This window comes from Daejeonella sp. H1SJ63 (assembly GCF_029360775.1).
Classification (GTDB): domain Bacteria; phylum Bacteroidota; class Bacteroidia; order Sphingobacteriales; family Sphingobacteriaceae; genus Daejeonella.
Map to the genome: position 1 here is coordinate 358,737 of NZ_JARKMZ010000028.1, position 25,564 is coordinate 384,300.

The 25,564-nt window shown below is 38.7% G+C and carries 20 protein-coding genes; 14 read left to right on the forward strand and 6 right to left on the reverse strand.

What is annotated here, in order from left to right; genetic code table 11:
- The first annotated feature begins 151 nt into the window (after positions 1–151).
- Genes P2W72_RS09465 through P2W72_RS09475 form a run of 3 tightly spaced genes read left to right on the forward strand, consistent with a single transcriptional unit; the run spans position 152 to position 3,079 of the window.
- Positions 152–505, forward strand: coding sequence for a response regulator (locus P2W72_RS09465; RefSeq protein WP_276361383.1), 354 nt, complete (start codon positions 152–154; stop codon positions 503–505).
- Positions 506–524: 19 nt separating this feature from the next.
- Positions 525–1,655, forward strand: coding sequence for a HEAT repeat domain-containing protein (locus P2W72_RS09470; protein WP_276361386.1), 1,131 nt, complete (start codon positions 525–527; stop codon positions 1,653–1,655).
- The gene (locus tag P2W72_RS09475; protein ID WP_276361389.1) at positions 1,652–3,079 is read left to right on the forward strand and encodes a glycosyltransferase; all 1,428 of its coding nucleotides are present in this window, start codon (positions 1,652–1,654) and stop codon (positions 3,077–3,079) included. The genes P2W72_RS09470 and P2W72_RS09475 overlap by 4 nt, the downstream gene beginning before the upstream one ends.
- Before the next feature lie 51 nt (positions 3,080–3,130).
- On the opposite strand, the gene P2W72_RS09480 is transcribed toward P2W72_RS09475, so the two are convergent.
- From P2W72_RS09480 to P2W72_RS09495, 4 genes are all read right to left on the reverse strand, one after another.
- Positions 3,131–4,303, reverse strand: a complete 1,173-nt coding sequence (locus tag P2W72_RS09480; RefSeq protein ID WP_276361391.1) for a hypothetical protein — start codon at positions 4,301–4,303, stop codon at positions 3,131–3,133.
- A gap of 1 nt (position 4,304) precedes the next feature.
- Positions 4,305–5,600, reverse strand: a complete 1,296-nt coding sequence (locus P2W72_RS09485) for a YaiO family outer membrane beta-barrel protein (RefSeq protein WP_276361394.1) — start codon at positions 5,598–5,600, stop codon at positions 4,305–4,307.
- Positions 5,601–5,744: 144 nt separating this feature from the next.
- The gene (locus tag P2W72_RS09490; protein ID WP_276361398.1) at positions 5,745–7,334 is read right to left on the reverse strand and encodes a DUF1501 domain-containing protein; all 1,590 of its coding nucleotides are present in this window, start codon (positions 7,332–7,334) and stop codon (positions 5,745–5,747) included.
- On the reverse strand, positions 7,331–8,971 hold the full coding sequence (locus P2W72_RS09495) for a DUF1800 domain-containing protein (RefSeq protein ID WP_276361401.1): 1,641 nt from the start codon (positions 8,969–8,971) through the stop codon (positions 7,331–7,333). Before P2W72_RS09495 ends, P2W72_RS09490 begins: the two co-directional genes overlap by 4 nt.
- Positions 8,972–9,213: 242 nt before the next feature.
- Here P2W72_RS09495 and P2W72_RS09500 point away from each other — a divergent pair, with 242 nt between their 5' ends.
- Entirely contained in the window at positions 9,214–12,276 is a 3,063-nt protein-coding gene (locus P2W72_RS09500) for a PAS domain S-box protein (protein WP_276361403.1), read from the forward strand.
- Between the two features lie 57 nt (positions 12,277–12,333).
- On the opposite strand, the gene P2W72_RS09505 is transcribed toward P2W72_RS09500, so the two are convergent.
- Entirely contained in the window at positions 12,334–12,498 is a 165-nt protein-coding gene (locus P2W72_RS09505; RefSeq protein ID WP_276361406.1) for a hypothetical protein, read from the reverse strand.
- A 208-nt stretch (positions 12,499–12,706) separates the two neighbouring features.
- Here P2W72_RS09505 and P2W72_RS09510 point away from each other — a divergent pair, with 208 nt between their 5' ends.
- The 10 genes from P2W72_RS09510 (at position 12,707) to P2W72_RS09555 (ending at position 24,816) form a co-directional block, all read left to right on the forward strand.
- Positions 12,707–14,215 carry a PQQ-dependent sugar dehydrogenase gene (locus P2W72_RS09510; RefSeq protein WP_276361409.1) on the forward strand — a complete coding sequence of 503 codons (1,509 nt, stop codon included), beginning with the start codon at positions 12,707–12,709 and terminating at the stop codon, positions 14,213–14,215.
- Positions 14,216–14,238: 23 nt separating this feature from the next.
- Positions 14,239–16,194, forward strand: coding sequence for a hypothetical protein (locus tag P2W72_RS09515; protein WP_276361411.1), 1,956 nt, complete (start codon positions 14,239–14,241; stop codon positions 16,192–16,194).
- A 104-nt stretch (positions 16,195–16,298) separates the two neighbouring features.
- Positions 16,299–17,561 (forward strand): divalent metal cation transporter, encoded by a 1,263-nt coding sequence (locus tag P2W72_RS09520; protein WP_276361414.1) that lies wholly within the window; start codon positions 16,299–16,301, stop codon positions 17,559–17,561.
- Between the two features lie 137 nt (positions 17,562–17,698).
- Entirely contained in the window at positions 17,699–18,877 is a 1,179-nt protein-coding gene (locus P2W72_RS09525) for an AGE family epimerase/isomerase (RefSeq protein WP_276361417.1), read from the forward strand.
- Between the two features lie 64 nt (positions 18,878–18,941).
- Positions 18,942–20,189: a sugar MFS transporter gene (locus P2W72_RS09530; RefSeq protein WP_276361420.1), complete on the forward strand. Its 1,248-nt coding sequence runs from the start codon at positions 18,942–18,944 to the stop codon at positions 20,187–20,189.
- The gene (locus tag P2W72_RS09535) at positions 20,186–21,898 is read left to right on the forward strand and encodes an FAD-dependent oxidoreductase (protein WP_276361423.1); all 1,713 of its coding nucleotides are present in this window, start codon (positions 20,186–20,188) and stop codon (positions 21,896–21,898) included. Before P2W72_RS09530 ends, P2W72_RS09535 begins: the two co-directional genes overlap by 4 nt.
- A gap of 85 nt (positions 21,899–21,983) precedes the next feature.
- On the forward strand, positions 21,984–23,024 hold the full coding sequence (locus tag P2W72_RS09540) for a sialidase family protein (protein ID WP_276361426.1): 1,041 nt from the start codon (positions 21,984–21,986) through the stop codon (positions 23,022–23,024).
- 58 nt (positions 23,025–23,082) lie between these two features.
- Entirely contained in the window at positions 23,083–23,574 is a 492-nt protein-coding gene (locus P2W72_RS09545) for a RidA family protein (RefSeq protein ID WP_276361428.1), read from the forward strand.
- A gap of 136 nt (positions 23,575–23,710) precedes the next feature.
- Positions 23,711–24,214: a hypothetical protein gene (locus tag P2W72_RS09550; RefSeq protein WP_276361431.1), complete on the forward strand. Its 504-nt coding sequence runs from the start codon at positions 23,711–23,713 to the stop codon at positions 24,212–24,214.
- Positions 24,215–24,237: 23 nt separating this feature from the next.
- On the forward strand, positions 24,238–24,816 hold the full coding sequence (locus P2W72_RS09555; protein ID WP_276361434.1) for a YceI family protein: 579 nt from the start codon (positions 24,238–24,240) through the stop codon (positions 24,814–24,816).
- A gap of 89 nt (positions 24,817–24,905) precedes the next feature.
- Here P2W72_RS09555 and P2W72_RS09560 read toward each other — a convergent pair whose 3' ends face one another.
- The gene (locus P2W72_RS09560) at positions 24,906–25,481 is read right to left on the reverse strand and encodes a Crp/Fnr family transcriptional regulator (RefSeq protein WP_276361437.1); all 576 of its coding nucleotides are present in this window, start codon (positions 25,479–25,481) and stop codon (positions 24,906–24,908) included.
- Between the last annotated feature and the right edge of the window lie 83 nt (positions 25,482–25,564).

Genomic DNA, 25,564 nt, shown 5'->3' on the forward strand with positions numbered 1-25,564 from the left:
GAGTAAATATACTTAGTTTAAGGGATTAATTTAAGTATGTTTTTTGGGGCTTAAGAAGCGAACCGGTTAACTTAATCTTCAAATAAATGTATTTTTGTAAATTGCTTGGTCATTTTTTAAATGATCAGACTATTAGATTAATCTACCCCGAATGAAAATTTTAATTGCTGAAGATGATGAATTGATGCTGAAGACTCTCGAGTTTCGTTTGAAGAGAGATGGGCATCAGATTTTGCTGGCGAAAGATGGCAGACAGGCACTTGAAATCATTGAAAATGACCTCCCTGATTTAGTTATAACAGATATTATGATGCCTTATTCAACAGGTCTGGAGATTGTTGGATCAGTAAAACAAAAATTCGGAGATAAAATTAAGGTGATTATACTTTCAGGAATGGGACAGGAAAGTGTGATATTGGAAGCTTTTCGATTGGGTGCCGACGATTATATAACAAAACCATTTAGTCCGAATGAACTTTCTGTTCGTGTAAGCCGCTTTAAATAAGAAATCTCAATCTTGTGTCTTGATTAGTTACCTCGAACAATATATTCATAATTTTTTGCCGGGGTTTAATCTGCCTCTTCTGGGAGCTGCATTTTTTGCTATTCTGATTTTTATTTTAGCTGTATACATTCTTATTTATCAAAGATTAATAAGAGATACAGAGGCTAAGTATAAACGCTGGGATTTTATTGCAGATCATACCATAAGGGATGCTATTTTTTTTGATGAGAGCACTTCAAATGATACCGATGCATTATCTGTTCCTGAGTCTGAAAAACTGAATATACCTGACAGGCTGAAAAGACTTTTGAAGAATAAGAAATTCAGATTTCGTTTGATGAAAAAAATTCTTTATGCCAAAAGTGATGTTTCAGGTGAGGCAGGAGAGAATTTAACCAATCTGTACCGTCTGCTGGAATTGGATAAGGGCATTGATAAAATGCTGCAAAGTAAGTCATGGTATTTGAATGCGATGGCGATACAAGCTATAGGAGTACTTGAATTGAAAGAATTCAGAGATCATGTTTTTCGTTTTGCCAATAATAAAAGAGGTTTAATTAGGGTTGAGTCTCAAAATGCAATGATCAAGTTTGATGGATTTGAGGGACTTCGTTTTCTTGACACGGCAACTTATCCGATTACTGAATGGCAGCAAATCAAGCTTCTTGATGAACTTTCTCATTTGCCAGACGAACATTTTACGGGTATTGAAATCTGGCTTAAGTCAGTGAACGATACTGTGGTAATTTTTGCCCTTAAGCTTGTTCGTACCTATTACCGTTTTGAACTTTATGATCAGATTCTGGAATGCCTTAAACATAAAAACCAGGAGGTTAGAAGACAGGCGATTCTGGTACTGAAAGAATTGCCTAATCCACAGACAGCTCCAATATTGATTTCACTATATCCGGGTGAAACAGGTAAGAATCAGATTCTGATTCTTTTTGTAATGTCTTTTGTTAGTTCTGATGAAGATATACCATTTTTGATGAATCTGCTTAATGATGAAAACAATGAAATTAAGATAAATGCAGCCAAAGCAATTGCCTCGCTTGGCCCGTATGGTATGGACATGCTGGAGTCACATCCAAATGTTAATGCTGAGCCCCTTAGCCAGATTATTGCTCAGATAAAGGAGGAGTCAAAATGAGTCTGCAGGATATATTTAACGTTGCGATAAGCTCACTGTTTCTGGGTTATTCACTGTTTTTGATGTGCGGGTATATTTTTATTGGTTTGTATTCTATTGGTGAATTAAAAAAATACCTCCGCAAAAATAGTTTTACCAATTATCGTCTGCTGGCAAACTCAGCCGAAGCGCCGAAGATCAGTATCATAGCACCTGCATATAATGAGGGGGCAAATATTATTGAGAATGTACGCTCTCTTATGTCAATTTATTACAGTAACCTGGAGATTATTATTGTTAATGATGGGAGCAAGGATGACTCTCTGGAGAAACTCATTAATTCCTATGAGCTTTATAAAGCAGAGTTTTTCGTCAATGAGCAGATTCCAACCAAAAGCGTTCGGGGTGTGTACAAAAGCAGGAATAGTATCTACAGTAAGCTTTTGGTAGTGGATAAAGAAAACGGGGGTAAGGCGGATGCTTTAAATGTCGGAATCAATGTTTCCAGAAATGATTATATTGTTTGTATAGATGTGGATTGTATTCTGGAACAGGATGCAATTCTCAAACTTGTAAAGCCCTTCCTTGAGACCAATAAATTCAGAGTGATTGCAACAGGCGGAGTGGTAAGAATTGCCAATAGCTGTGAAGTGGTTGATGGCAGGCTGGTAAAGGTTCATCTCCCAAAGCAATTATTGCCAAGGTTACAAACTCTGGAATATATTCGTGCATTTCTTCTCGGCAGAATGGCATGGAGTCGTTTGGGAGGTCTGATGCTTATTTCAGGAGCATTTGGTGCTTTTGACAAAGAGATTGCAATTAAATGTGGAGGATACAATCATAAAACAGTGGGTGAAGATATGGAGCTGGTGGTAAGAATGAGGCGTTATATGGAAGAAAACCGAATTCCATATCGTGTGTCTTTTATTCCTGATCCTCTTTGCTGGACAGAGGCCCCCTCAACATTTCAAATTCTTGGCAGACAGAGAAATCGCTGGACGCGTGGGACTATAGAAACTTTAAAAATGCATAAGGTGATGTTTTTTAACCCTAAATACCATTTGATGGGTATGCTGAGTTATCCTTACTGGTTTGCATTTGAATTTCTGGCGCCCATCATTGAGTTTGTTGGATTTATTTACTTCAATCTCTTTATTTTATTTGGGGAGGTCAATGTTAAATTTGCGCTTTCATTGTTGTTAATGGTTTACTCTTTTGGGGTATTATATTCTGTATTTGGTATCCTTATGGAGGTTCGTACTTATAATCAGTATAAAGACCGGAAAGATACATTGAAATTGTTGCTGGCAACTCTGATAGAACCATTAATTCTTCATTCTTTTGGTGTATGGCATGCGATTATGGGTAATATTGATTTGCTAAGAAAAAAATCATCATGGGGTGAAATGACCAGGGCAGGGTTCTCTACTCCAAAGAAGAAATAAGCCATATCTTACTAATTCCTGAATTTGAGTTTGTATTCCCGATAGTTACCTTTAATGAGATCTTTTGGCTGATATCCTGTTTTGAGTATATTTAATGAGAATATTTGTCATCATTGGCCGATAAAAATTCCAGAAAAAACTGGCTCTTTCCATCGGATTTCTGGAATCATAGAACAGCCACTTGAAATTGCCTATTCCTTTAAAATAAGAAGTGTTCAGTGATATAGGGTTATCGCAAAAATCACCAGAGAAATAATAGAATTGATAATCATCTTCATCATGATAGGTGATTGCCGGGAAAGTTGCAGGAATTCCATGTTTTTTTAATTCAGAAAGCCCTTTCTGGTTGGTGCTGATTTTGAAATCAGCAGCAGATTTGTTCACATTTTCGTCAAAAGTGATGATATCGAACCAGAAAGGGTATTTTACATTTTCGGGGAGCTCAAGTTTTGTACGTCCTTCCTGATTGCTAAGAATTTGTGGCATTGGATTCGACAGATGGGTGCTATCTTCCAGAATGACTAAACTTTCATCACTGTGCACGAAGATTACACCTGCTTTTTTGAAAGGCCATTGATTGTTGTTTTGCTTTTTGTAATTATTGATGAGCCAATGCGGCAGATCGCCATTTGCAGTGGTATCCAGACTCTCAAAATGTTTAACCGTCCAGCCTGTCCATTTAAAATGAAATATTTCTTCAAACTTTTTTCTTTCCTCCTCTGCTGTTGGAGAGCCTATGGTATTGAATTCAGCAATGATCAGTTTCTTTTGTTCCTTCATCAAACCTGCCATTTGTACATCATTGGCACTTAAGCCTCCATACAGCATTTTAGATTGTTTCATCTTATCCTTTTGCCTGTACCAATCATTATAATAAATACCATATGTATCGGTAATGTAAAACAGATCAGAATTCTTACTCAATTCTTTTAGCTTGTCTGAAGAAAATTGCTCGAGTCCGCTGATGTTGAACTTTTCATCATCTAAGGGGAAAAAGCCATAGTAATCACTACTGACCTGATAGGATTGATCCTTGTTGTTTGTGAAGCGTTCATGATTAAGCACCCAATTCAGTGAAATATGTTCCTGCCCGGCATTAGTTAAAGTGCTCTTGTCAACAATTACAGCAATGAGTTTAGTCTCAGGTGTTAAAAACCATACAAGAAATAAAATCAAGGGCAGGAAAGTAATGATGATTATACCGTACAGAAGTTTTTTGATCATATTAAAAGCGGATCATATAGGAAATGCCAAATTCAAACTGATTGCCTTTGGTATCTTTCAAATATTCCTGATTTTCAAGAGATGCTCTTAAATGAATGATATTTGAAGTACCGATTGATCTTCTGTATCCCAGAGATAAATTACTTGATTTAAGACGGTAGGTATTCCCATTGTTAAACAAAAGGTTATTTCTTGGGTTGTCAGGAGAGATTCCCTTGCCTGCACCTATTGTCAGATAGTCGTCGGCTCCGCCAAAATAATAACGAATATTCAAGGAACCCGATTGTGATACAGAGCTGTTTGAGGGGGTGATATAACTTCTGATGTTAAACCAGAAATTCTTGTAGTACTTGCCAACAGCGGCAGTATATACCCAGGTCTGATCATCATAACTTAATACCCTGAATCCACCTTCCGCTTCAAATGCGGACGGAAGATTGGCATAGAGCGAAAAACCTGCTCTGTATTCAGGAAAAACCTCTGTATTTGAAGAGTAGCCACCGCTCAGGTAAGCATATAGGGTGTTGGATATGCGAGGGTAAAAATCAAGTTCGTATTGTGTTCCTCCTGTATTAAATCTGTTAGCAAGATTGATTCTTCCGGTTATTGATGCTGCTTTGGTCTGACGGCTATATTCGATGTTAGCCATATGCCAGGGATCATCGAATTGCTTATCGAAATAAACATAACTGTATCCAACGCCAATCTTGTTATTTGCACCAAGTTCACCCGATTGTCCGGATAAAGCACGGGCTTCTGTTAATCCCGGATTTATTTTAAGCAGGTTGTTAAGAGTATTAGTTGATTCATCAAAGCGTCCCAGCGAATTAAGAACTTTCACTTTCAGTAATAGTAAATCTTCTGATTTTTGATTGTATTTGAGTCCGGCTGAAATAATATCAAGAGCGGTTTCAAATTCATCATTCCAGAACTCCAGTGAGCCATAAGCAAAGTACGCATCTTCGTATTCCCTGTTTTTTTCAATCACCCTTTTGAACTCAGTGCGGGCACTGTCTGGCTTATTAGTCCAGCTGTATAAACGTCCTAGGAAGATTCTGATATCAGCATAATCAGGACTCTTGATTAATGCTTTTTTACTTAAGCTTATCGCTTCTGTATAGTTTTTATCATCAAATGCAAGCCTTCTTGCTTTTTCAAATAACTCCTCGGGTGTATCACCAGTCTGAGCGCATAAATTCGCAGGTATAAATCCAAGCAAGCTGAAGAAAATAATTAATGAACATTTATTTAAGATGGCCCTGGTCATAAGATTAGTCAGATATAAGAATTTGCTCATCCGGATCTAGCAGGCTCTAAATCTATTTCTGCTTATGAATGACCTGACTAAATTAGGGAATTTAAATCCTATTAAAAATGATCTGTGTCAGGAATAAGTTCTGTTGATTGTGATTGCTTAGTTTTAAGAATTTCAGGCAGTAATTTACCTCACCAGCAGCATAGTTCTGATCTGCTGTATATTATTGTTTTGCAGACGGGCATAATAAACTCCCGGAAGATATCCCTCGTTTTCGAAAGTTACCTTATGTGTGCCTGCATTCATTTCCATATCAACCAGCGTTTTGATCAGTTTACCTTCGGTATTAAATACCTGAATAAGAGCATGACCTCCGAAAGTTTCATAAGAAATGGTAGTAGAGGTCTGGAATGGATTCGGATAATTGCTGATGATGTTTTTGCCTGCATTGGCATTGATGATTTCCGGATTGGATGATATACATGGTGCAGTTTTCTTGATTACCTGTAAACTTTGAAAGTTTTTCAGCATTACATTTTCCAGTGTGGTGTCAGGAACACAGAACCATTGCTTTAATATGGAGGCGTATACCGACCGGAAATCGTACTGCATCGGAATATTATCTGATGTTCCGGTAGTGATCGGGATAACCGGACTTGCACCCAGTACATCATTTTGTGCATAGTGCCCAAACACAAATAGTGGAGCTGCAGCACCATGATCTGTGCCTCCGCTTGAGTTTGATTTAATCCTTCTCCCAAATTCTGAGAAAGTCATTCCAATGACTCTTTTTTCAGAGTTCAAAAATTTTAAATCATCCATAAAGGCCTTTATTCCCTCAGATACTCTTTGCAAGAGGTTTGCATGATTGCCGGTTTCAGTGGCATTGGCATTCACCTGAAGGGAGTGTGTATCAAACCCTCCAATACTTACCATATAAATTCTTGTCTTCAGGCCTCCTGCAATCAGGCGGGCAACAATCTTTAACTGGTCGGCAAGACTATTTCCTGTAGGATAGGATGACTGCTTGGTAACCTTTGCAGCAGCAGCTTTAATTACATTGCCATATTGTTGTGTTTGCTGTGCAATTTGTCGGATATAAGTCAGCTCCTTACCTCCGCGTGTATTGGGAGCAGTTCCCTGTATTCCGTTTATCAGATTGTAAAAGTTTACAGGATCTGAAATAGCCATACCCATATTCACGGCCGGTCCCTGCATTGCAGGTGAAACGAATGATCCGATTTGTATAGCCAGTGGGTCGGGCATCACACTGTTTGGATAGCCGATTGGGAAATTGCTGTATTCTTCATTCAGATACCTTCCAGCCCAACCTGAATTAAGTGTCTGATTTGAATCTGATGCCGTCATCCAGATATCTGTTGCCCTGAAATGAGAGAAATTAGGCTGCGGATAACCTACAGACTGAATAATCTGCAATTTTTCGTCATTAAATAATTTTTGTAAGCCTGTCATGGATGGATGTAAACCGGTAAAGCTGGTTCCATTCAATTTCAGGATCTTGTTTTTGGGAATGATAATGTTCGATCGGGCATTCGCCAGATTATCGTACTGATCAAATGGAATCACCATGTTGAGCCCATCATTACCACCATTAAGCTGAACAATAACAAGTACATGGTCAGTTTCTGTTGGAGCCTGTGTTAACGCAGAAACCAGCGGCGATTCTGCATAAGCCTTAAAAGTAAAGCCATTGATCAGTGCCGGAAAAACAATTCCTGCAGGAGCCGTTTTGCGTATAAAATCTCTCCTTTTCATGACAACTGATATTCAGGAAGGTTCATGAGATATTTAAACATTGATTGCAGGCGTGTCAGTACTATGGTTCTGTTTACCACAATACCGGTATTGCTTTTATAAGTAAGCCATGCTGCAGTCCAGTATGAATCTGTACTCTGGCCTGAAAGAAGAATACTTTTCAGAAAATCTTTTACTGATTGAGTAACTTCGATAGAATAAATAATTGACAGACTGTCATTAATAAGTTTGTTCGGATCAGAAGGATCAGATAATGAGTCGGCAAAAGTCAGAATATCTATATTGATCTTTTTTCCGTTCCTTGTATATCCATTCCCAATCATGATATCGCTGAACTGGTTACGTCTTGGTAAAGTATCTGCATTTATCCAGAGTTCGTGGAACTGAGGTTCCTGATAATACGCTGACCAACCTGCTACACTTGGCGGATCGCCTAAGTTTTGCTGCATATTTGATGCCTGGGTACGGATGTAATCATGCATATAATATTGATTGACATAGTCAGTAGCAATGGGGAACAGGATATTGTATTCACGACATAAACCAACACAGAAATCTACCGGACTTTTAATCATACAAGCTCTGTTCAGCGGATCAAAAAAGTGTTCACTACTGAATAATGCCCTGAGAACCGGTTTAATCTCATAATTGCTGTTTCTGAACGTTTGGGCAAGAGGGGCAATTACGTTAGTTTCAGTAGCCTCATCGATTTCATAATAAACGAAGAACCTGTAAAGCCGGCGGCATATATAAAGAGCAACCTCTTCCTGCTGGAATATCATATTCAGCAGCTGATCCATTTCCAAAGCACCATTGGTGCCCGTTTGTCCGTTGATTACCGCATTCTTATAGAAGGATGAAAATTGTTTATTACTTGTGTCGTGCCGGTTTGGGTCAAATGAAGATGATATTGTTGTAGCATTAACAGTATATCCGGTAAGGACTTTAGCTGCTGCTTTTACGTCTGATTCAGTATAATTTGACTTCGGTCCTTTACCTAAAGTGAATAATTCCTGCAGCTCACGGGCATAATTTTCATCAGGCGAGTTTTTATTGTTAAGATAGCCGTTCAGGTACCTGAGCATAGCCGGATCAAGACTGATTTCTTTTACAAGCTGCTTGAAATTTCCCAGCGCATGCGTTCTCAGTAATGCATTATGCTTATAAATATAGCGTGCATCATTGATGTCTACAGTTTCAGTGGCAAAGTGATTATGCCAGAAGAGAACCATTTTTTCGTGTATGCTGGTCTCTTGGTGCAGCATCAGACCTGTCCACCATGATTTGAAAGAGCTTATTCTCCTGCCATTAGCATTTCCATCATAGACAGCTTTAACCCAGGTTTGTCCTGCAGGAACATTAGGGTCGGTAAAATTGGAATCGTTATAGTTGTTTACAGGTGGCAAAGGCTCCGGACTTGCTGTGAGCAATAAGTCTAAAGCTTCATTAATACCTTTGCCATTGAGCATGTCTATATCTTTTTTGTTGACACCAAATAAGGTACGCTTGAGTAAATGGTGAATCCCGGCATTCTCCAGTATAGGCGAATATTTTCTTAATCCTGATGAGGTTCGATAAACAACCGGATTAGCTTTTATTTCAGATTTAAGGCTTCTAATAAATTTGCGTCGGTCCATTAGGGATGTTCATTTTTCGGCAAACACATTATAAATATAAAATAAAGCATTTAAGAATTTAGGGGTATAATTGTTTTTATTGATGTCTTTCATCTGAATACATTATCGATACTTTAAGTAGTTATACTTAAAATCTATCTTATTGTTCGGTTATAATAGATAATATTGAAGGTGCCGCAAAATCAGGGTATTTTGAAATAGTTCATCATGGATTCTTCGATTTATATTTTTTAAATTTAAGGATGATTGCTGATAAGAGTTTCTTTCAAATATTTAAGACCTCTCCTCTTCCGGCTGCGATCTTGTCGCCAGAAAGATCCGATTGTTTTGTTCTGGGATGTAATGATGCCTTTCTGTCTAAGTTTGAGGTCTCAGACTTCAATAATTCCGGATCTAAATTGTCAGATATTTTAAGGACAAGCAAATTTGAATTTAGTGATGATTTTTATGCTCAGTTAAAGAAGATAATAAGCAGGGTAATCAAAGTCAAAAAGCCGGATAGCTTTGGGTACACTTGTCTTAAGTGCTTGGAGGTTCAGGGAAATGGCCTTTCTCAACTTTATTGGACAATAGAGCTGGTTCCCATTATTGATGAACTTAACAAGGTATCTGATATTGTTCTTTATCTGCATCTTAATAGTTATACAGAGGAGTCAGATTACAAGTTTTTGATTAACAATATGGAGGAGTCCTTCGTATTTGTTGATAGGAACTTAAAAGTTGTATCTTTCAATAATCAGTTCAGAGCACTATACAATATTTGTTTCAAGACAGATGTAAATGTCGGTGATTATGTCATTGAAAGGGTAAGGCCAGACAGGAAAGTTCATATACAGGAAATATTTAAATCAGTATTTTCAGGACAGGTGGCTGAATCAGAAACTGAGTTTATATCATCCAATAATAGCGTCGTAACATTATCAATGCATTATAAACCTGCCTTTGACTACTCAGGCAGGGTTATAGGTGCATTAATAACCATTGTAGATATAACTGAAAAGAAAAGGCGCCTTCAGGTGCTTAAAGACTCTGAAGAGAAATATCGGCACCTTTTTCAGTTTAGCCCTCTTCCTCAATGGATTTATGAACTGGAGAGTTTTAGGATAATAGATGTAAATGAAACTGCAATTAAACATTATGGTTACAGCAGGGAAGAATTTCTGAGTATGACTTTGATGGATCTTCGTCCTGAAACGGAAATTCATAAATTGATGGCTGCACATCAGAATATTCATTCTATAAATGAAGTAAGGAATTTTGGAGTTTTTTTACATCGTAAAAAGAATGGTGATTTGATACGAGTAGATGTCTCTGCTTATCCGCTTAATAACAATGGCAAAAAAAACATCATGGCAATCTACAACGATGTCACTGAAAAGTATAATGCATTTCAAAGGTTAAAAGAAAGTGAAGCTAAACTGCAGGCATCTCAAAAAATTGCACATATAGGCTATTTTGAACTTAATAATGAAACTCAAAAGCTTTACTGGTCTGACGAGATATTTAATATCTGGCAACTTGAGCCACAAAAAAATCAGCCTGACTTTGATTATATCATTAAACACATCCACCCTGATGACAGGGATGAAGTTGTTAAAATGATGAACTCAGAAAGTAGGGGTGAAGGTGATAGCGAGTCGATACACCGGATAGTTCTTGATGATGGAACACTCAAGTGGATTCAGCTAAGATGGAGCAGGGTTATGCACGACAATAAGCTTGTGCTTGTTGAGGGAACTGTTCAAGATATCACTGAATCGAAACTTGAGTTTGAGAAGTTACTTCTTAATGAGGTTAGGTATGAATATATAATGGAGGCAACCTCTGATGCGATTTGGGACTGGGACCTTATTTCTGACAAAATCCATTTGGGCCAAGGATTTCAAACTCTGTTTGGTTATAAGGTTGGGGAAGAAAACTCCGGTCATGAATTTTGGAAAAAAAATATCCATCATTCAGATTATCAAAGAGTTACTGGTAATCTGAATGAAGTAACAAAGAGATTCGAATCAATCTGGAAGATCGAATATAAATTAAGAAAGAATAATGGTGATTATGCTTATGTTTCTGACAAAGGTATCCTGATAAGAAATGAAGATAATGAGATTACGAGGATGATTGGAGTAATCCAGGATATAAGTATTGAAAAAAATAAAGAACTACAAAAATCCTTAATTGCTGACCTTAGCCTCACTTTTAGTAATCTAGAGGCATCGCTTGAAGAAATATTAAATGAATTTCTTAAAAGGATCATTTCTTTTGGGAACTTCAGTATTTCTGAAATATGGCTTTTAAATGAGGATAAGTCCAAATTAAACTTAATTTCCAAAGCTACTATCAGTAAGGAACTGGATGTATTTTATAATAAAAGTACTGACTTTATAAGTTTTGCCTCTGGAGAAGGAATTCCCGGAAAAACATTTCAAACAGGGACAAATCAAACTTTTTTTGATATTGATAAAAACCCTGAATTTATGCGTCATGATGCAGCCAGAATTGCAGGTTTGGTTACAGCATATGGCTTTCCAATAAAAGTTAAAGATGAAGTTATCGGAGTTTTTGTGCTGGGATTGCGGGCTAATGAATACGACCCGTTTAAAATTGCAGCACTTGATGAAATTTTTTTAAAGGTTCTTAGTTCCGAAATTGAACGTAAAATCGTACATGATGCACTCATAGATTCTGAAAAACAATATAGTACCCTGTTTCATTTGAACCCTGAACCAATGTGGGTTTATGATATTGAAACACTTAAATTCCTTGATGTTAACAAGGCTGCTGTCGACCAGTATGGATACAGCAGAGAAGAGTTTTTATCTATGACAATCAAGGATATCCGTCCTAAGGAGGATATTCCATTATTGAAAGAATCAATAAAATGGGCAAAAGAGCATCGTGAGATGGGTTTCGATAGCAAATTCAGACATTTGAGGAAAGATGGCTCAATTCTTATTGTTGAGATCAAAAACAATATAATCCGTCATCAGGGACGTGATGTGAAATTAATACTTGCCCATAATATTACTGAGCGGGTTAATTACATAAAAGCCATTGAGGAGCAGAATTTAAAACTCAACGAAATTTCGTGGATGCACTCGCATATTGTGCGGGCACCGGTTTCAAAACTTATGGGATTGATCAATCTGATCAAATCAACTTCGCCGGAAGATGATTTGAGAGAAGAGTTATTTGGCTATGTGCTTGAGTCTGCCAATGAACTTGATGCTGTGATCAGGAAAATTACAGAAAAAGCAGAGGAGATTCATTTGAAAAATCCAGAATTCAGGACCTGGAGAAAAGAATGAACTATTCGCTCATCAAATTATACTCCATCTGGTTCTCTGAGCAGGTAAATTAATTTGTCAGATGCTTTCATCCTTGCCTTTTTTAGCCTCAGGTACAGTGCTTTCTTTATTCATATCTTCTTCAAAGGTCTTTTCATCCTTGTTATTACGGCGGATTATAAATACAATCAGTGCAATAGCAATTACCAATACAATCCCTACGGTTAAGAAATTAATTTCCATTTCAGTTTAGTTTAATTCTGATTCAATTTTACAATTAAAGGTAAGATTGTAATTCGTAAAGTTGAGCATTCCGGGACGGATAATTGTTAATTTTTATAATAATTAACCCTATATTAATCTTGTTTATGGTAAAGGCAAGAATTATCAATTTAAAGTTTAATATATAGTTTGTTTTATCTTAATTAGTTTTTCTTTATTCCGAAAATACATGAAATATTTTTATTTGAATATCTTTCTGGCGATCTCATTCCTGTATTTTATATGGTTGAAACCTGATCCGTCTTTATCGGTGCAGACAACCGATAATTTACAGGGGGGGACACAGTATACAGTTGTGGCGTCCGGATTAAATATACCCTGGGAAATTGTCTGGGGCCCGGATCAGAAAATCTGGCTGACAGAACAAAAAGGATATGTATGCAGGGTTGATCCACTGAATGGTAAAAAAGATACGCTGCTCAAGCTGGATGATGTTTGGTATTTAAGAACAACCGGGTTGCTTGGAATGGCTTTACATTCTGATATGAAGAAAAATCCATATGTGTTTCTTAATTACACTATACAAAAGGACAAGAAATATATGACCCGGCTGGTTCGGTATACCTGGCAGAAGGATACTCTGATCAATGCTAAAACTTTGATGGAGATACCTGCTGCAAACGGGCATAACGGATCCAGGCTGACAGTGCATGAAGGTATTTTGTATTGGGCAACCGGCGATGCACTTAGTTTAACGGATTCTCAGAATCCGCAAACTCCCAACGGTAAAATCCTGAGGATGAATATTGATGGTTCTGTGCCGGCTGATAATCCGATGAAGGGTAATCTGGTTTGGGCATGGGGGTTCCGTAATATTCAGGGCATGGTTTTTTCTAAAAGCGGACTTTTATATACATCTGAGCATGGTGATGCAAATGATGATGAAATCAATCTGATTCAAAAAACCAGAAACTATGGCTGGCCAACAGTTCAGGGTTTTGCTGAAAGTGTTGAAGAAAGCAGTTTTAAAGGGCTGCATCAGACTGTGGATCCATTGAAAGCATGGACTCCGACAATTGGTCCTGCCGGGCTTGATTATTACGCTTCAGATAAGATTCCGGAAATGAAAAACTCCTTGCTTCTTGTAACATTAAAAGGGAAAAGTTTAAGGTCTTTGAAACTTTCTGCCGACGGGAAGCAGATTCTGAGTGAAAGCATATTTTTTGAGAATAAATTCGGCCGCGTCCGCGACCTGTGTGTTTCTCCTGCAGGAGATATTTATATTTCTACCAGTAACCGCGACTGGAATCCTGTTGCAGGTTTTCCAATGCCTGAAGATGATAGGATTATTAAGATTTCAAAACTTAGTAAATCTGATCCTCAGAATTCCCTTTCCTCTATGCCTCCGGGATCTAAACCGGCGGCACTTTATCAGCAATATTGTGCTTCATGTCACAAAGATGATGGTATGGGAGTAAAGGGCGTGTTTCCTCCATTACAGGGTTCGCAAACAGTAGTTATAAATCCGAAGGTTTTAATCAGGAAAGTGTTGACCGGTTCATCCGGGCCGGCAACAATCAACGGAGTGAATTATGAGGCCCAAATGCCATCATTTGCATTTCTTAAAGACGAAGATATGCTTGAGATTTTAGGCTATGTTCGTTCTCTGGGCTCAAATCATGCAATTCCAATTAAACCTGAGACTGTAAAAGAAGTAAGAGCTTCACTGAATAATTAATCTAAACATTTTAATTTTTTTCCTTGAAACTAATCCGTATTATTCTTTTATTAAGCTGTTCTGTTCTTTCTTTAAATGCTCAGAATATTAAGGGGCGTTTAACTAATCTTGGGCCGCAAATTTATGCTTCTGTTATTCAGGGAAGTACTTTCCTGCAGGATAAAAATGGTCGTCAGCTTGTTTATACGGTAGTCAGGGGCAATCCGGCCCGATTGCTTGCATATACCATTGATACCCGCCAAATGGTATTGAATGAGGCTCTTCCAGGTACAGATGGTGCATGGGATATGGCTGTTTCTTCAGATGGATGGCTTTATGTTCCGGGAGCAAAAGGTATGCTTTACAGACATATGCCGGGTACAGAAACTGTTGAAAATCTCGGTCTGGTATTGCCTGAGCAAACAACAGTATGGAATCTGGCGGCTGGTAAGAACGGTGAGATGTTTGGAGCTACCTATCCCGGATGCCGCGTATTCCGTTATCACCCCAATGATGGCTTTGCAGATATTGGAAAGGGACCGTTAGTTGAAACTGAGAATTATGTCAGAAGTCTGGCTTATTATGAAAAGACCGGGAAATTATATGCCGGCGTAGGATCGCATGCAGAACTTATTGAGCTGGATCCGAAAACCGGGTCAAAAAAGTCAATTCTTCCTCAGGAATTTAAGAATAAGGAGTTTGTTTACAGTATTGAGATCATTAAAGGTTCTTCGGGTGCTGACAGAATGCTCACATTAATCACTAATGGCAGCTTTACACTGGTTTATAATCTTCAAACCGGGAAGTTTGATTATCAGATTGATGAAATGGATATGAAAGCCCTTAGTCAGGAAAATGAGAATGGCAGGATGTATTATACTTTCAAATCCGGTTTGTACAGCCGTGATCTGGCGAAACCGCAGCAAGCACCGGTAAAGCACTATGATGAAGCCGGATCAGCAAATGCGATGCTAATCAGGAAAGAAAAACTTTATATTCTGAATTCAGATGCAGTTCTTTTGGTGAAAGATCTGAAAAGTGGGAAAGTGGAGACACATAAACTGGAAATACCGGGTCAGCCAATAACTATTCAAAGTATTATGAAGGGGCCGGATGGCAGGATATGGTCGGGCGGATATCTTGCCGGAGGACATGCAGCCTACGATCCTAAGGCCAATAAATTAACGGCATATCCCGGCCTGCATCAAACAGAGGGAATGACCGTTAAGGATCAGTTTATTTATTTCGGAATTTACCCCAAAGGACATATGTATGAGTATGATACCAGAAAGGAATGGGATGTCAAAAAATCTAATCCCCGTTTTTTAGGGCAAATTCATGATCAAAGTCGCCCGTTTGCAGTTCTCAATGAGAAGCTAAGCGGAAAAATATTTTTTGGCATGGTTCCCGAATATGGTAAACTGGGTGGAGCTTTGGTGAGTTATGATCCTTTCAAAAAGGAGTTGAAATCCTATGGTACTGTTATTCAGGATCAATCTATAGTTAGTTTGGTTGCATCAAAAGGTGTGGTTTGGGGTGGTACAAGCGTTTCGGGCGGATTGGGTGTTATGCACTCAACTAAAGAAGCTAAATTGTTTTCGTGGGATGTTCAAAAGGGACAGAAAACTGATGAAATTGTGCCTGTAGAAGGTGCATATGCAATTACCAGTTTGATTCAGGGGCCGGATGGAAATATATGGGGAATGGCTGGAGGTACTCTTTTTGTTTTTGATCCGCTTAATAAAAAGGTTTTGCGAAAAAAGGAAATTTACCCAACACGTGCATTGAAGAGTCATGTCTGGAGGGATGCATTTCTGATTTTACATCCATCCGGAATGATTTATGGAACCGGAGGTAGTCAGCTGTTCAGGGTTAATCCTTTAACAATGGATTTTGAGATTCTGGAGAAGCCTGCCAGTTTACTGGCTATGGATGATCAGGGCATGCTTTATTTCCATCGATCAGCAGAATTATGGCAGTATGATCCTGGTACTGAATGATCAGGGTATGAAAATTTGAAAGCCTGATTTTTTTACCTATTATTAAAGAAACTAAACTATGATCATATTAGCTTTATCATTACTGACCAAATTCATCAATTAAAATGAGCAAAAAGAGTGTATTTAAAAAATTTGCACGTTTTTGGAAGAAACTTGGTCCCGGACTGATTACAGGTGCCAGTGATGATGATCCATCAGGAATAGCTACATATTCACAAGCCGGCGCGCAATATGGCCTGTCAACGCTCTGGACTGCTTTGATAACGTTTCCATTGATGGCTGCAATACAGGAAATGTGTGCCCGTATAGGCTATGTGACGGGGAAAGGCTTAACGGGGACCCTGAGAGATCATTATTCCAGACCTGTATTATACCTCATGGTTATGTTTAGCTTCCCGGCTATTATCATGAATATCGGTGCTGATATTGCAAGTATGGGAGCGGTTGGTAATCTGCTTTTTCCCTCTGTTAATGCCGGATATTTCAGTGTTGGCTTCACGGTACTGCTGTTGGTACTGATTATTTATCTTCCTTATCGAAAGTTTGCATCCACACTTAAATATCTTTGTGCGGTGTTGCTGGTCTATTTAATCGTGCCGTTTTTATACAAGCAGGATTGGATTACAATTTTAAAGGGAACAGTAATTCCTTCGATTACTTTCGATAAAGATTTTATTAGTATTCTGGTAGGTATTCTGGGTACTACTATTTCTCCATACCTTTTCTTCTGGCAGGCAACGATGGTTGCTGAAGACAGAAATCATAAGAGAAAGATTATTGTGGATAAGAAGATCATGGAGGAGATAAAGCAGGATGTTGATTTTGGTATGCTATTCTCAAATGTGGTCATGTTTTTTATTATTCTGACTTCAGGTACTGTTTTATTTAATGGGGGAATACATCATATCGAAACTGTTGAACAGGCAGCACAGGCTTTAAGACCATTGGCCGGTGATTCAGCTTATTTGCTGTTTGCTCTTGGAGTTTTGGGAACGGGCTTGCTTGCAGTCCCGGTACTTTGCGGTGCATTATCTTATATTGTGACCGAGACTTTCGGCTGGCAAAGAGGAATGGATAAAAAGTTTCATCAGGCAAAGGCATTTTATCTGATTACTGCAGTTTCACTTTTACTTGGCCTGATGATGAATTATGTAGGGATATCCCCTATAAAAGCACTGATATGGTCTGCTATTTTGTACGGACTGACAGCCCCCGTTATGATCGCAATTATTCTGCATATTGCTAATAATAAGCTGGTTATGGGTGATTTTACCAATAATAAATTATCTAATTTTCTTGGTTCGGCGGCACTGATATTGATGAGTATTGCTGCAGTGATTCTGATATACCTTCAGATCTTTGACTGATTTTCTGAATAATCAAGCAGAGGATACAGTAATTATACTCAATGTATGGTATACAATTGGTTTTTCTTGTTAATTTTCTATTAATTAGAGGAACAACAGACTTTCTGAAAGAAGTTTTAAATCTCTAAGCTAACCCAATGAATTACAGGCAATACGCAGAAAAATACCAGGATAACCTAATAAAAGATGTTATTCCTTTTTGGTTGAAGAACTCCGGAGATAAAGAATTTGGGGGTTTTTTTACTTGTCTTGACAGAAATGGGAAGGTATTTGATACTGATAAATTTGCCTGGCTTCAGTTCAGACAGGTTTGGTGTTTCAGTATGCTTTACAACCAGGTAGAGCAGAAAAAAGAATGGCTTGATTTCGCCATTCAGGGTGCTGAATTTATGAAGAATCATGGCCGGGATAGTGAGGGTAATTTCTACTTTTCGCTTACACGTGAGGGGCAAGCCCTGATTCAGCCTTATAATATATTTTCAGACTGTTTTGCAGCAATGGCATATGCTCAGCTTTACCGGGCAACAGGTACTGAGGAGTACGCTCAGCTTGCCATAAATACATTTAATAATATTCTCAGAAAGCGGGATAATCCTAAAGGTCACTATAATAAAGCCTATCCCGGTACAAGACCACTTCAGGGATTTTCATTGCCAATGATTCTCTGTAATCTGGTTCTGGAACTGGAACATCTGCTGGATAAGGATCTGATCGAACAGACGATTGATGATGGAATTTACTCCGTAATGGAGGTTTTTTATCAGAAAGATCTTGGAATTATTCTTGAAAATGTGATGCCTGATGGCTCTTTCTCAGATTCATTTGAAGGCCGTTTGGTTAATCCGGGGCATGGATTGGAGTCGATGTGGTTTATCATGGATATTGCCGAACGCAGAAATGATCAGGCATTGATTAAAAAGGCTGTAGATGTAAGTATTAATATTCTGGAATATGGCTGGGACAAGGAGTATGAAGGTATTTTATACTTTATGGACGTTAAAGGTCATCCGCCGCAACAGTTGGAATGGGATCAGAAATTATGGTGGGTGCATATGGAGACTTTGATCACTCTCCTTAAAGGGTTTTATCATACCGGAGATCAGCGCTGCTGGAACTGGTTTGAGAAGGTTCATAAATATACCTGGGATCACTTTCCGGATGCAGAAATGGGAGAATGGTATGGTTATCTGAACCGGCGTGGAGAAGTACTGCTTCCTTTAAAGGGAGGCAAATGGAAAGGATGTTTTCATGTTCCGAGAGGCTTATACCAATGCTGGAAGACTTTGGAGAAAATCGAAACAAAATATTCAAGATAACCCTGGCAATTTGGCTTAAAGTCAAAAGCTTAAAGCCGAAAGCAATAACGAAAAGAAAACATATATGGCAAATATACCTTTACAGAACACGGTAATCTCTGATCAGGAGAATGCCGGACAGAATTACATGCCCGCCCTCATTTCGCTGGCGGTATTGTATTTTATGAACGGGTTCATTACCTGTCTGAATGATACTCTTGTGCCATTTTTTAAGGAAGGATTTACTCTAAGCTATGCAGATTCATCTCTGGTGCAGTTTTATTTTTTCCTAACCTACGGGCTTATGTCTTTCCCTGCCGGAATGATCGTTGAAAAGATAGGGTATAAGAATGGAATGGTTCTTGGATTTGCTATTGCAGCAATTGGAGCTTTGTTATTCTATCCTGCTGCAGATATGCACCTCTACTATTTATTTCTTGCAGCTTTATTTGTTCTGGCTATCGGTATAGTGGTACTTCAGGTTGCGTCCAATCCCTATATCACGGCACTTGGCCCTGCAAAAACAGCTTCTTCCCGGCTTACCCTTATTCAGGCTGTAGGCTCTATCGGAACGACTGTTGCGCCTATTTTCGGAGCACATTTTATCTTGTCAAAATTGCAGGAATCAGATACCTCAAGTGATGCGGTAAAATATCCTTATCTGGGAATTGCTGCTTTACTGATTTGCATAGCCCTGGTAGTTTATAATTTAAAACTGCCAAAAATCAGTACAGGTACAGAAGGCTTTCAGGCCAGTCCGGAAGAAAGAATCAGCATCTTCTCTTTCCGTAACCTTAATTTTGGAGCCTGGGCAATCTTCGCTTATGTCGGGGCAGAAGTTTCAATAGGAACTTTCCTGACCAATTATATTGCCGATACATTAAGTGTGGGTGTTGAACAGGCTAATTCTTATGTTTCTTATTATTGGGGAGGTATGCTTGTTGGCCGTCTGCTTGGTTCCTTCCTGCTAAAAACTATCAGGCCTTCATTTGTGCTGACAGTTTGTGCTGCTGCAGCGATTCTTCTGCTTGTTCTTTCTGTAAGTTCTTCGGGATTATTCGCGATTTGGTCAATGATAGGGGTTGGCCTTTTTAACTCGGTGATGTTTGCTATTATTTTTTCACTTTCAGTACATGGTTTGGGTAAATATACCACTAAGGCTTCCGGTATTTTGTCAACAGCGATTGCCGGTGGTGCAATTGTATCCTTTTCACAAGGTTATATAAAGGATCATTCAACATGGGCAGTAGCTTTTATGATCCCCGTTCTTTGTTATTTATATATCGTTTTTTTTGGTGTTAACGGCTATAAATCAAAAGCTGTGAGATTATGAAAAGAAGAAATTTTATTGGTTTGACAGGGTTGGGAGCGACAGGATTAGCTTCAGGGGCACTTTCGGCATTCCCATCTGATATATTTGCTTCGGCTTCCCGGAAGGATCTGAATGCATCTGAACTAAGAGCAACTCTGGTAATTGCCGGAGGAGGGATAGGTGGTTGCGCAGCTGCATTATCGGCTTTACGTAATGGACTGGATGTGATTATGACTGAAGAAACCGAATGGATTGGCGGGCAGCTTACTTCACAGGGTGTACCACCTGATGAACATTCCTGGATTGAAACTCATGGTGCCCCAAAATCTTATCGTGATTACAGAAATGCTGTCAGAGATTATTATAAAAAGAATTATCCGATAACTGCTGCTGCAAAATCCAGACAATATCTGAATCCGGGCAATGCGGTAGTTTCGGCTCTTTGTCATGAACCAAGGGTATCACTTGCAGTGTTGCATGATATGCTGGCACCCTTTATCAGTTCAGGTAAGCTGACATTACTTACTGAACATAAGATCCGCTCTGCAGAATATTCAGGAAATAAAGTGAAGGCCCTGAAGGCTCAGAGTCTCAGAAGCGGCCGCACTTATATTCTTAGCGGGATGTATTTTGTAGACGCTACAGAAACTGGTGAGCTACTCCCAATGACAGGTACTGAGTTTGTGATGGGCACAGAATCGCGTAATGAAACCCGTGAACTTCATGCCCCACTAAAGGCTGACCCTGATAACCAACAGGCATTTACGGTATGTTTTGCCATGGATTATGTGCCTGGGTCAAATAATGTTGGGGATAAACCGGTTGAATATGACTTCTGGCGTAATCTGACACCTAAAATGAACCCTGCCTGGTCGGGCAAATTACTGGATCTGAATTATTCAAATCCCAAAACACTCGAAAAGAAAACACTGGGCTTTAATCCGAATGGAAGCCCTACCGATCCATACCTGAATCTCTGGAATTATCGACGCATACTGGCAAAAGATAATTTTATGCCCGGAGCGTTCAGCGGAGATATTTGCACGGTTAACTGGCCTCAGAATGATTATACGTTAGGCAATCTGGTGGGTGTATCTCAAAAGGAATTTGATCATCATCTCGGACGGGCAAAGCAACTCAGCCTGTCATTATTTCACTGGCTGCAAACCGAAGCTCCCCGTCCGGATGGAAAGCAGGGATGGCCCGGACTTCGTTTGAGAAAAGATATCATGGGAACTGAAGATGGTATGGCAAAATATCCATATATCCGTGAATCAAGACGTATCAAAGCTATATTTACAGTTTTGGAAGAGCATGTCGGGCTGGAAAACCGTATTCAGGTAGCAGGACCCGAGGCAGGAAAGAAAGCTGCTGATTTTTACGATAGTGTAGGTATTGGTTACTACCATATTGATCTGCATCCAAGCAGTCGCGGCAACAATTATATCGATTTTGCATCTCTTCCTTTTCAGATCCCATTGGGCACTTTATTGCCGGTTCGTATGGAAAATCTTTTGCCTGCTAATAAGAATATCGGAACAACGCATATTACCAATGGCTGTTATCGTTTGCATCCTGTTGAATGGAGTATCGGCGAAGCAGTAGGCTTATTGGTTAGTTATTCTTTGAAAAAGCAGGTAATCCCTCAGAAAGTCAGGGAAGGGAAGCAATTACTGGAAGAGTTTCAGGAGTTTATCGCCAAGCAGGGGATAGATACAAAGTGGAGGTAAGTTGTAAGTAATAAATTTTGGATTGTGCTTTGTTTTTGAAGATAATCTTAATTAATGGACTTATTTACAGGCAGAACAGATTGATATGAAAAGTTTGAGGCTCGCTGTATTTTTTATATTTCTATTATCATCGGGGTTTTTATCTGCGCAAAGTCAGTTTATAAAAGTCAGGGAGGAGTTGATTTTTCAGGATGCGCCATTTGCACAATGTCATGCATCTACCTTATTGGAAACCGGCAATAGAGATATTTTAGCTGCCTGGTTTGGCGGTTCTCATGAAGGGAACAGGGATGTGAAGGTCTGGACTGCAGTAAATCATAAAGGTAAATGGACTTCTCCGGTAGCTGTTGCGGATGGTAATTTTGCTGAACTTGGAACTTTTCCACTATGGAATCCTGTATTGTTTAAAAGTTCAGGGAATAAGCTTTTCCTGTTTTATAAGGCAGGACCTAATCCCAGAGAGTGGTGGGGAATGTATAAGGTGTCTGCTGATAATGGCAAAACCTGGTCTGAGGCTGTTCGTTTACCTGATGGTATTCTGGGGCCGATAAAAAATAAACCCATTCAGCTTTCTGATGGTACAATTCTTTCACCCTCAAGTACCGAAAGCTTAGAAAACTGGAAAGTTCATATTGAGCGTTCAACAGATCAGGGTAAAACATGGCAGAAGATACCGGTTGATCCGGAAACGGAGTTTGGTGTAATTCAACCCAGTATTCTGACATATCCGGATGGCCGGCTTCAGATTTTGTGCAGAAGTAAAGAGGGTAATGTAATAGAATCGTGGTCAGATGATCAGGGACTTAGCTGGACTAAAATGAAGCGAACTGAATTGCTCAATCCAAATTCAGGAACTGATGCAGTTACATTGAAGGATGGATCTCAGTTAATTGTTTACAATCCATTGATTCCCGGAAAGGAATGGTTCAATGGTCGGTTCAAGTTAAATCTTGCAGGGTCAGAAGATGGAGTAAACTGGAAAGATATTATGGTTCTTGAAAACGGAACTAAGGAAGAATATAGTTATCCTGCCATCATACAATCAAAAGATGGGAAGGTGCATATTAGCTATACTTTTGATCGTAAGAATATCAAGTATATCATTCTTAAAAACAAACGATTTTGAGCAGAATTAATTCCGGTGAACAATTCGTTTACATAAGTTTTCAAATAATAAATAACCCATGAAAAGAAGAGAAATATTAAAAAGCCTTACCATTCTTCCCTTAGCAGGTGCTATAGGTACAAAAACAGCAGAGGCCGAAGCTGTACAGAAATCTGAATGGACCCCAAAAAAAGTTGCGATTCCAAGTCCCTATCCAAGCACCAGTCCGCTTTCTGCCTGCATCCGTTCAGGGCATCTGGTATTTCTCAGTGGTATTGGTGGCTGGTATGCCGACAGAAGAAAGGAACCTGGCGATATTCAGGTGCAGATAAGAAGTGCGCTTGAGCACATGAGAAACATGCTTGAACGAGCCGGAACGAATATGGGTAATGTTTTGAAAGTTCACATGACCCTGGCAGAGCCTAACAAGAATATCAAGGCACTTAATGAAGTGTATGGAGAATATTTTCCTGATCCAAAGCCGGTGCGTTCTTATAGTGGTTGCGGTACAGATCAGATGGGAAGAGACGGTATACTTGTTCAGATTGATTGTATCGCTTATATCGACTAAGTTCTTTAATATTTTCGTTGGCAGACGAAGCTTATTTCCCAAATCTCATTGATTTAAATCAATACTATTTCTTAATCAAAATCATTGCCTGAGCATATTGCAGACTCTAATTTTGTAAATAGAAATTTGAATCAGAATGGTTAAAAGCATCGCTGTATTTGGAGTAAGCAGAAAATATGGTTCGGTCATAGCTGAAAAGCTGGCTGCACATTCTTTCAGACTCTTATTGGTAACTGAAGAAAATGATAATTGTTCATCGTTGCTCTTAAGGTTTCCGGAGGCAGATATTCAAATTCTGAATTGCCCGGCTCAGTCGGGCTGGGAGGCTGATATCATTGTGCTGGATGTTCCGGCAGAGGATCAGTTAGAGCTTATTGATTCGATTCGGGGTTTCGTAACTCAAAAGATTGTTTTAAATATCACTGAATTAAATACAGATGATGCATTGAGCTATTCAGCGGATATTAAATCTTTATTGCCATATTCTAAAGTTATCAATTTAAGTTTTATTGAAAGTAAAGAGGGGCAGCTGATGTTTTCTATTTCCGGAAGACACAGGGATGCACTTGATGAAACAGAAGCATTACTTAAACAGGTTGGATTTGCACATGCTCCTGTTGATTTATTAGCAACAAATTAATTATAAACCATAAACAAACAAAAATGAAAAAAACAATTTTAATCGCTCTTGTAGCATTATTAAGTCAGGCAGCAGTTCAGGCACAAACCATCATCTGGAAATCAGACAAAGCCCATTCGAAATTAACGTTTTCAGTTGTACACCTTGGTATTTCAGATGTTGAAGGTCTGTTCAGAAATTTTGATGCAAGTATTACTGCTTCGAAAGCTGATTTCAGTGATGGTGTTTTTGAATTGACTGCCGACGTAAAGTCAATTGACACAGAAATCGAAATGAGGGATAATCACCTGAAAAGCCCTGACTTTTTTGATGCAGAGAAGTTCGATAAAATTACTTTCAAAAGTACTTCAATCAAATCTGCAGGTAAGAATAAATATACTCTGAGTGGTAATTTAACTATGCATGGGGTGACTAAACCTGTCAGCATGAATCTGGTTTACCGGGGTACTATCGTTCATCCAATGAATAAGACTAATGTTGCCGGTTTTCAGTTAACGGGTACTCTTAATCGTTCTGATTTCAATATTGGGCCAAACTTTAAAGCACCAATGATCAGCGATGAAGTTGAGATTAAAGCTGACGGAGAATTTTCAGGCAAATAAATTACTTCCAGTCTAAATAAGAATGGGTTTTGATTTAATCAAAGCCCATTCTTATTTTAAATACAGGTTGATTTTTGATCAGTATGAACTTAGGAAACGATTCGTTTTCTTACTCTGCTCAGAGTTTCAGGTGTTATTCCAAGATAGGAGGCAATCATATGCTGAGGGACTCTTGCAACGATATTGGGGTATGCAGATAGTAGTCTGAGGTATTTTTCATCTGCACTGGCGCTTAAGGTGGCTGTAAGGCGCCTGTGTGTAGCAATCATGTTTGACTGAGTCAGAATTCTGAAATATCTTTCAAACTTTGGTACTCTTTCATATAATTCATCAAGCGCAGATTTAGAGATCTGCAATAGTTCTGAATCTTCGATTGCATCAATATTGTATACCGCTTCTTCTCCTGTCAGGAAGCTGTATATATCTGCTATCCACCAGCCTTCAAGGGCAAACTGAATAATATGCTCATTCCCTTTATTATCTACACTGTATGAGCGCAGAATTCCCTTCTCAACAAAAACCAGATTTTTGCAGACATCATCCTGCTGCAAAATATATTGTCGTTTTCTGAGTTTTTTAGGACTGAACAGACTTTTACAGATCTCTTTTTCAGTATCGGTAAGCTTAATTTTCTCTTCAATTTTTGAAAATAGTACTTCAAACATCTGTCTGCAATTTATTGTTTTCAAAGATGGTATTTTGAATTTACTAATTATTAATTCATTATTAATCGTACGTAACTATGACA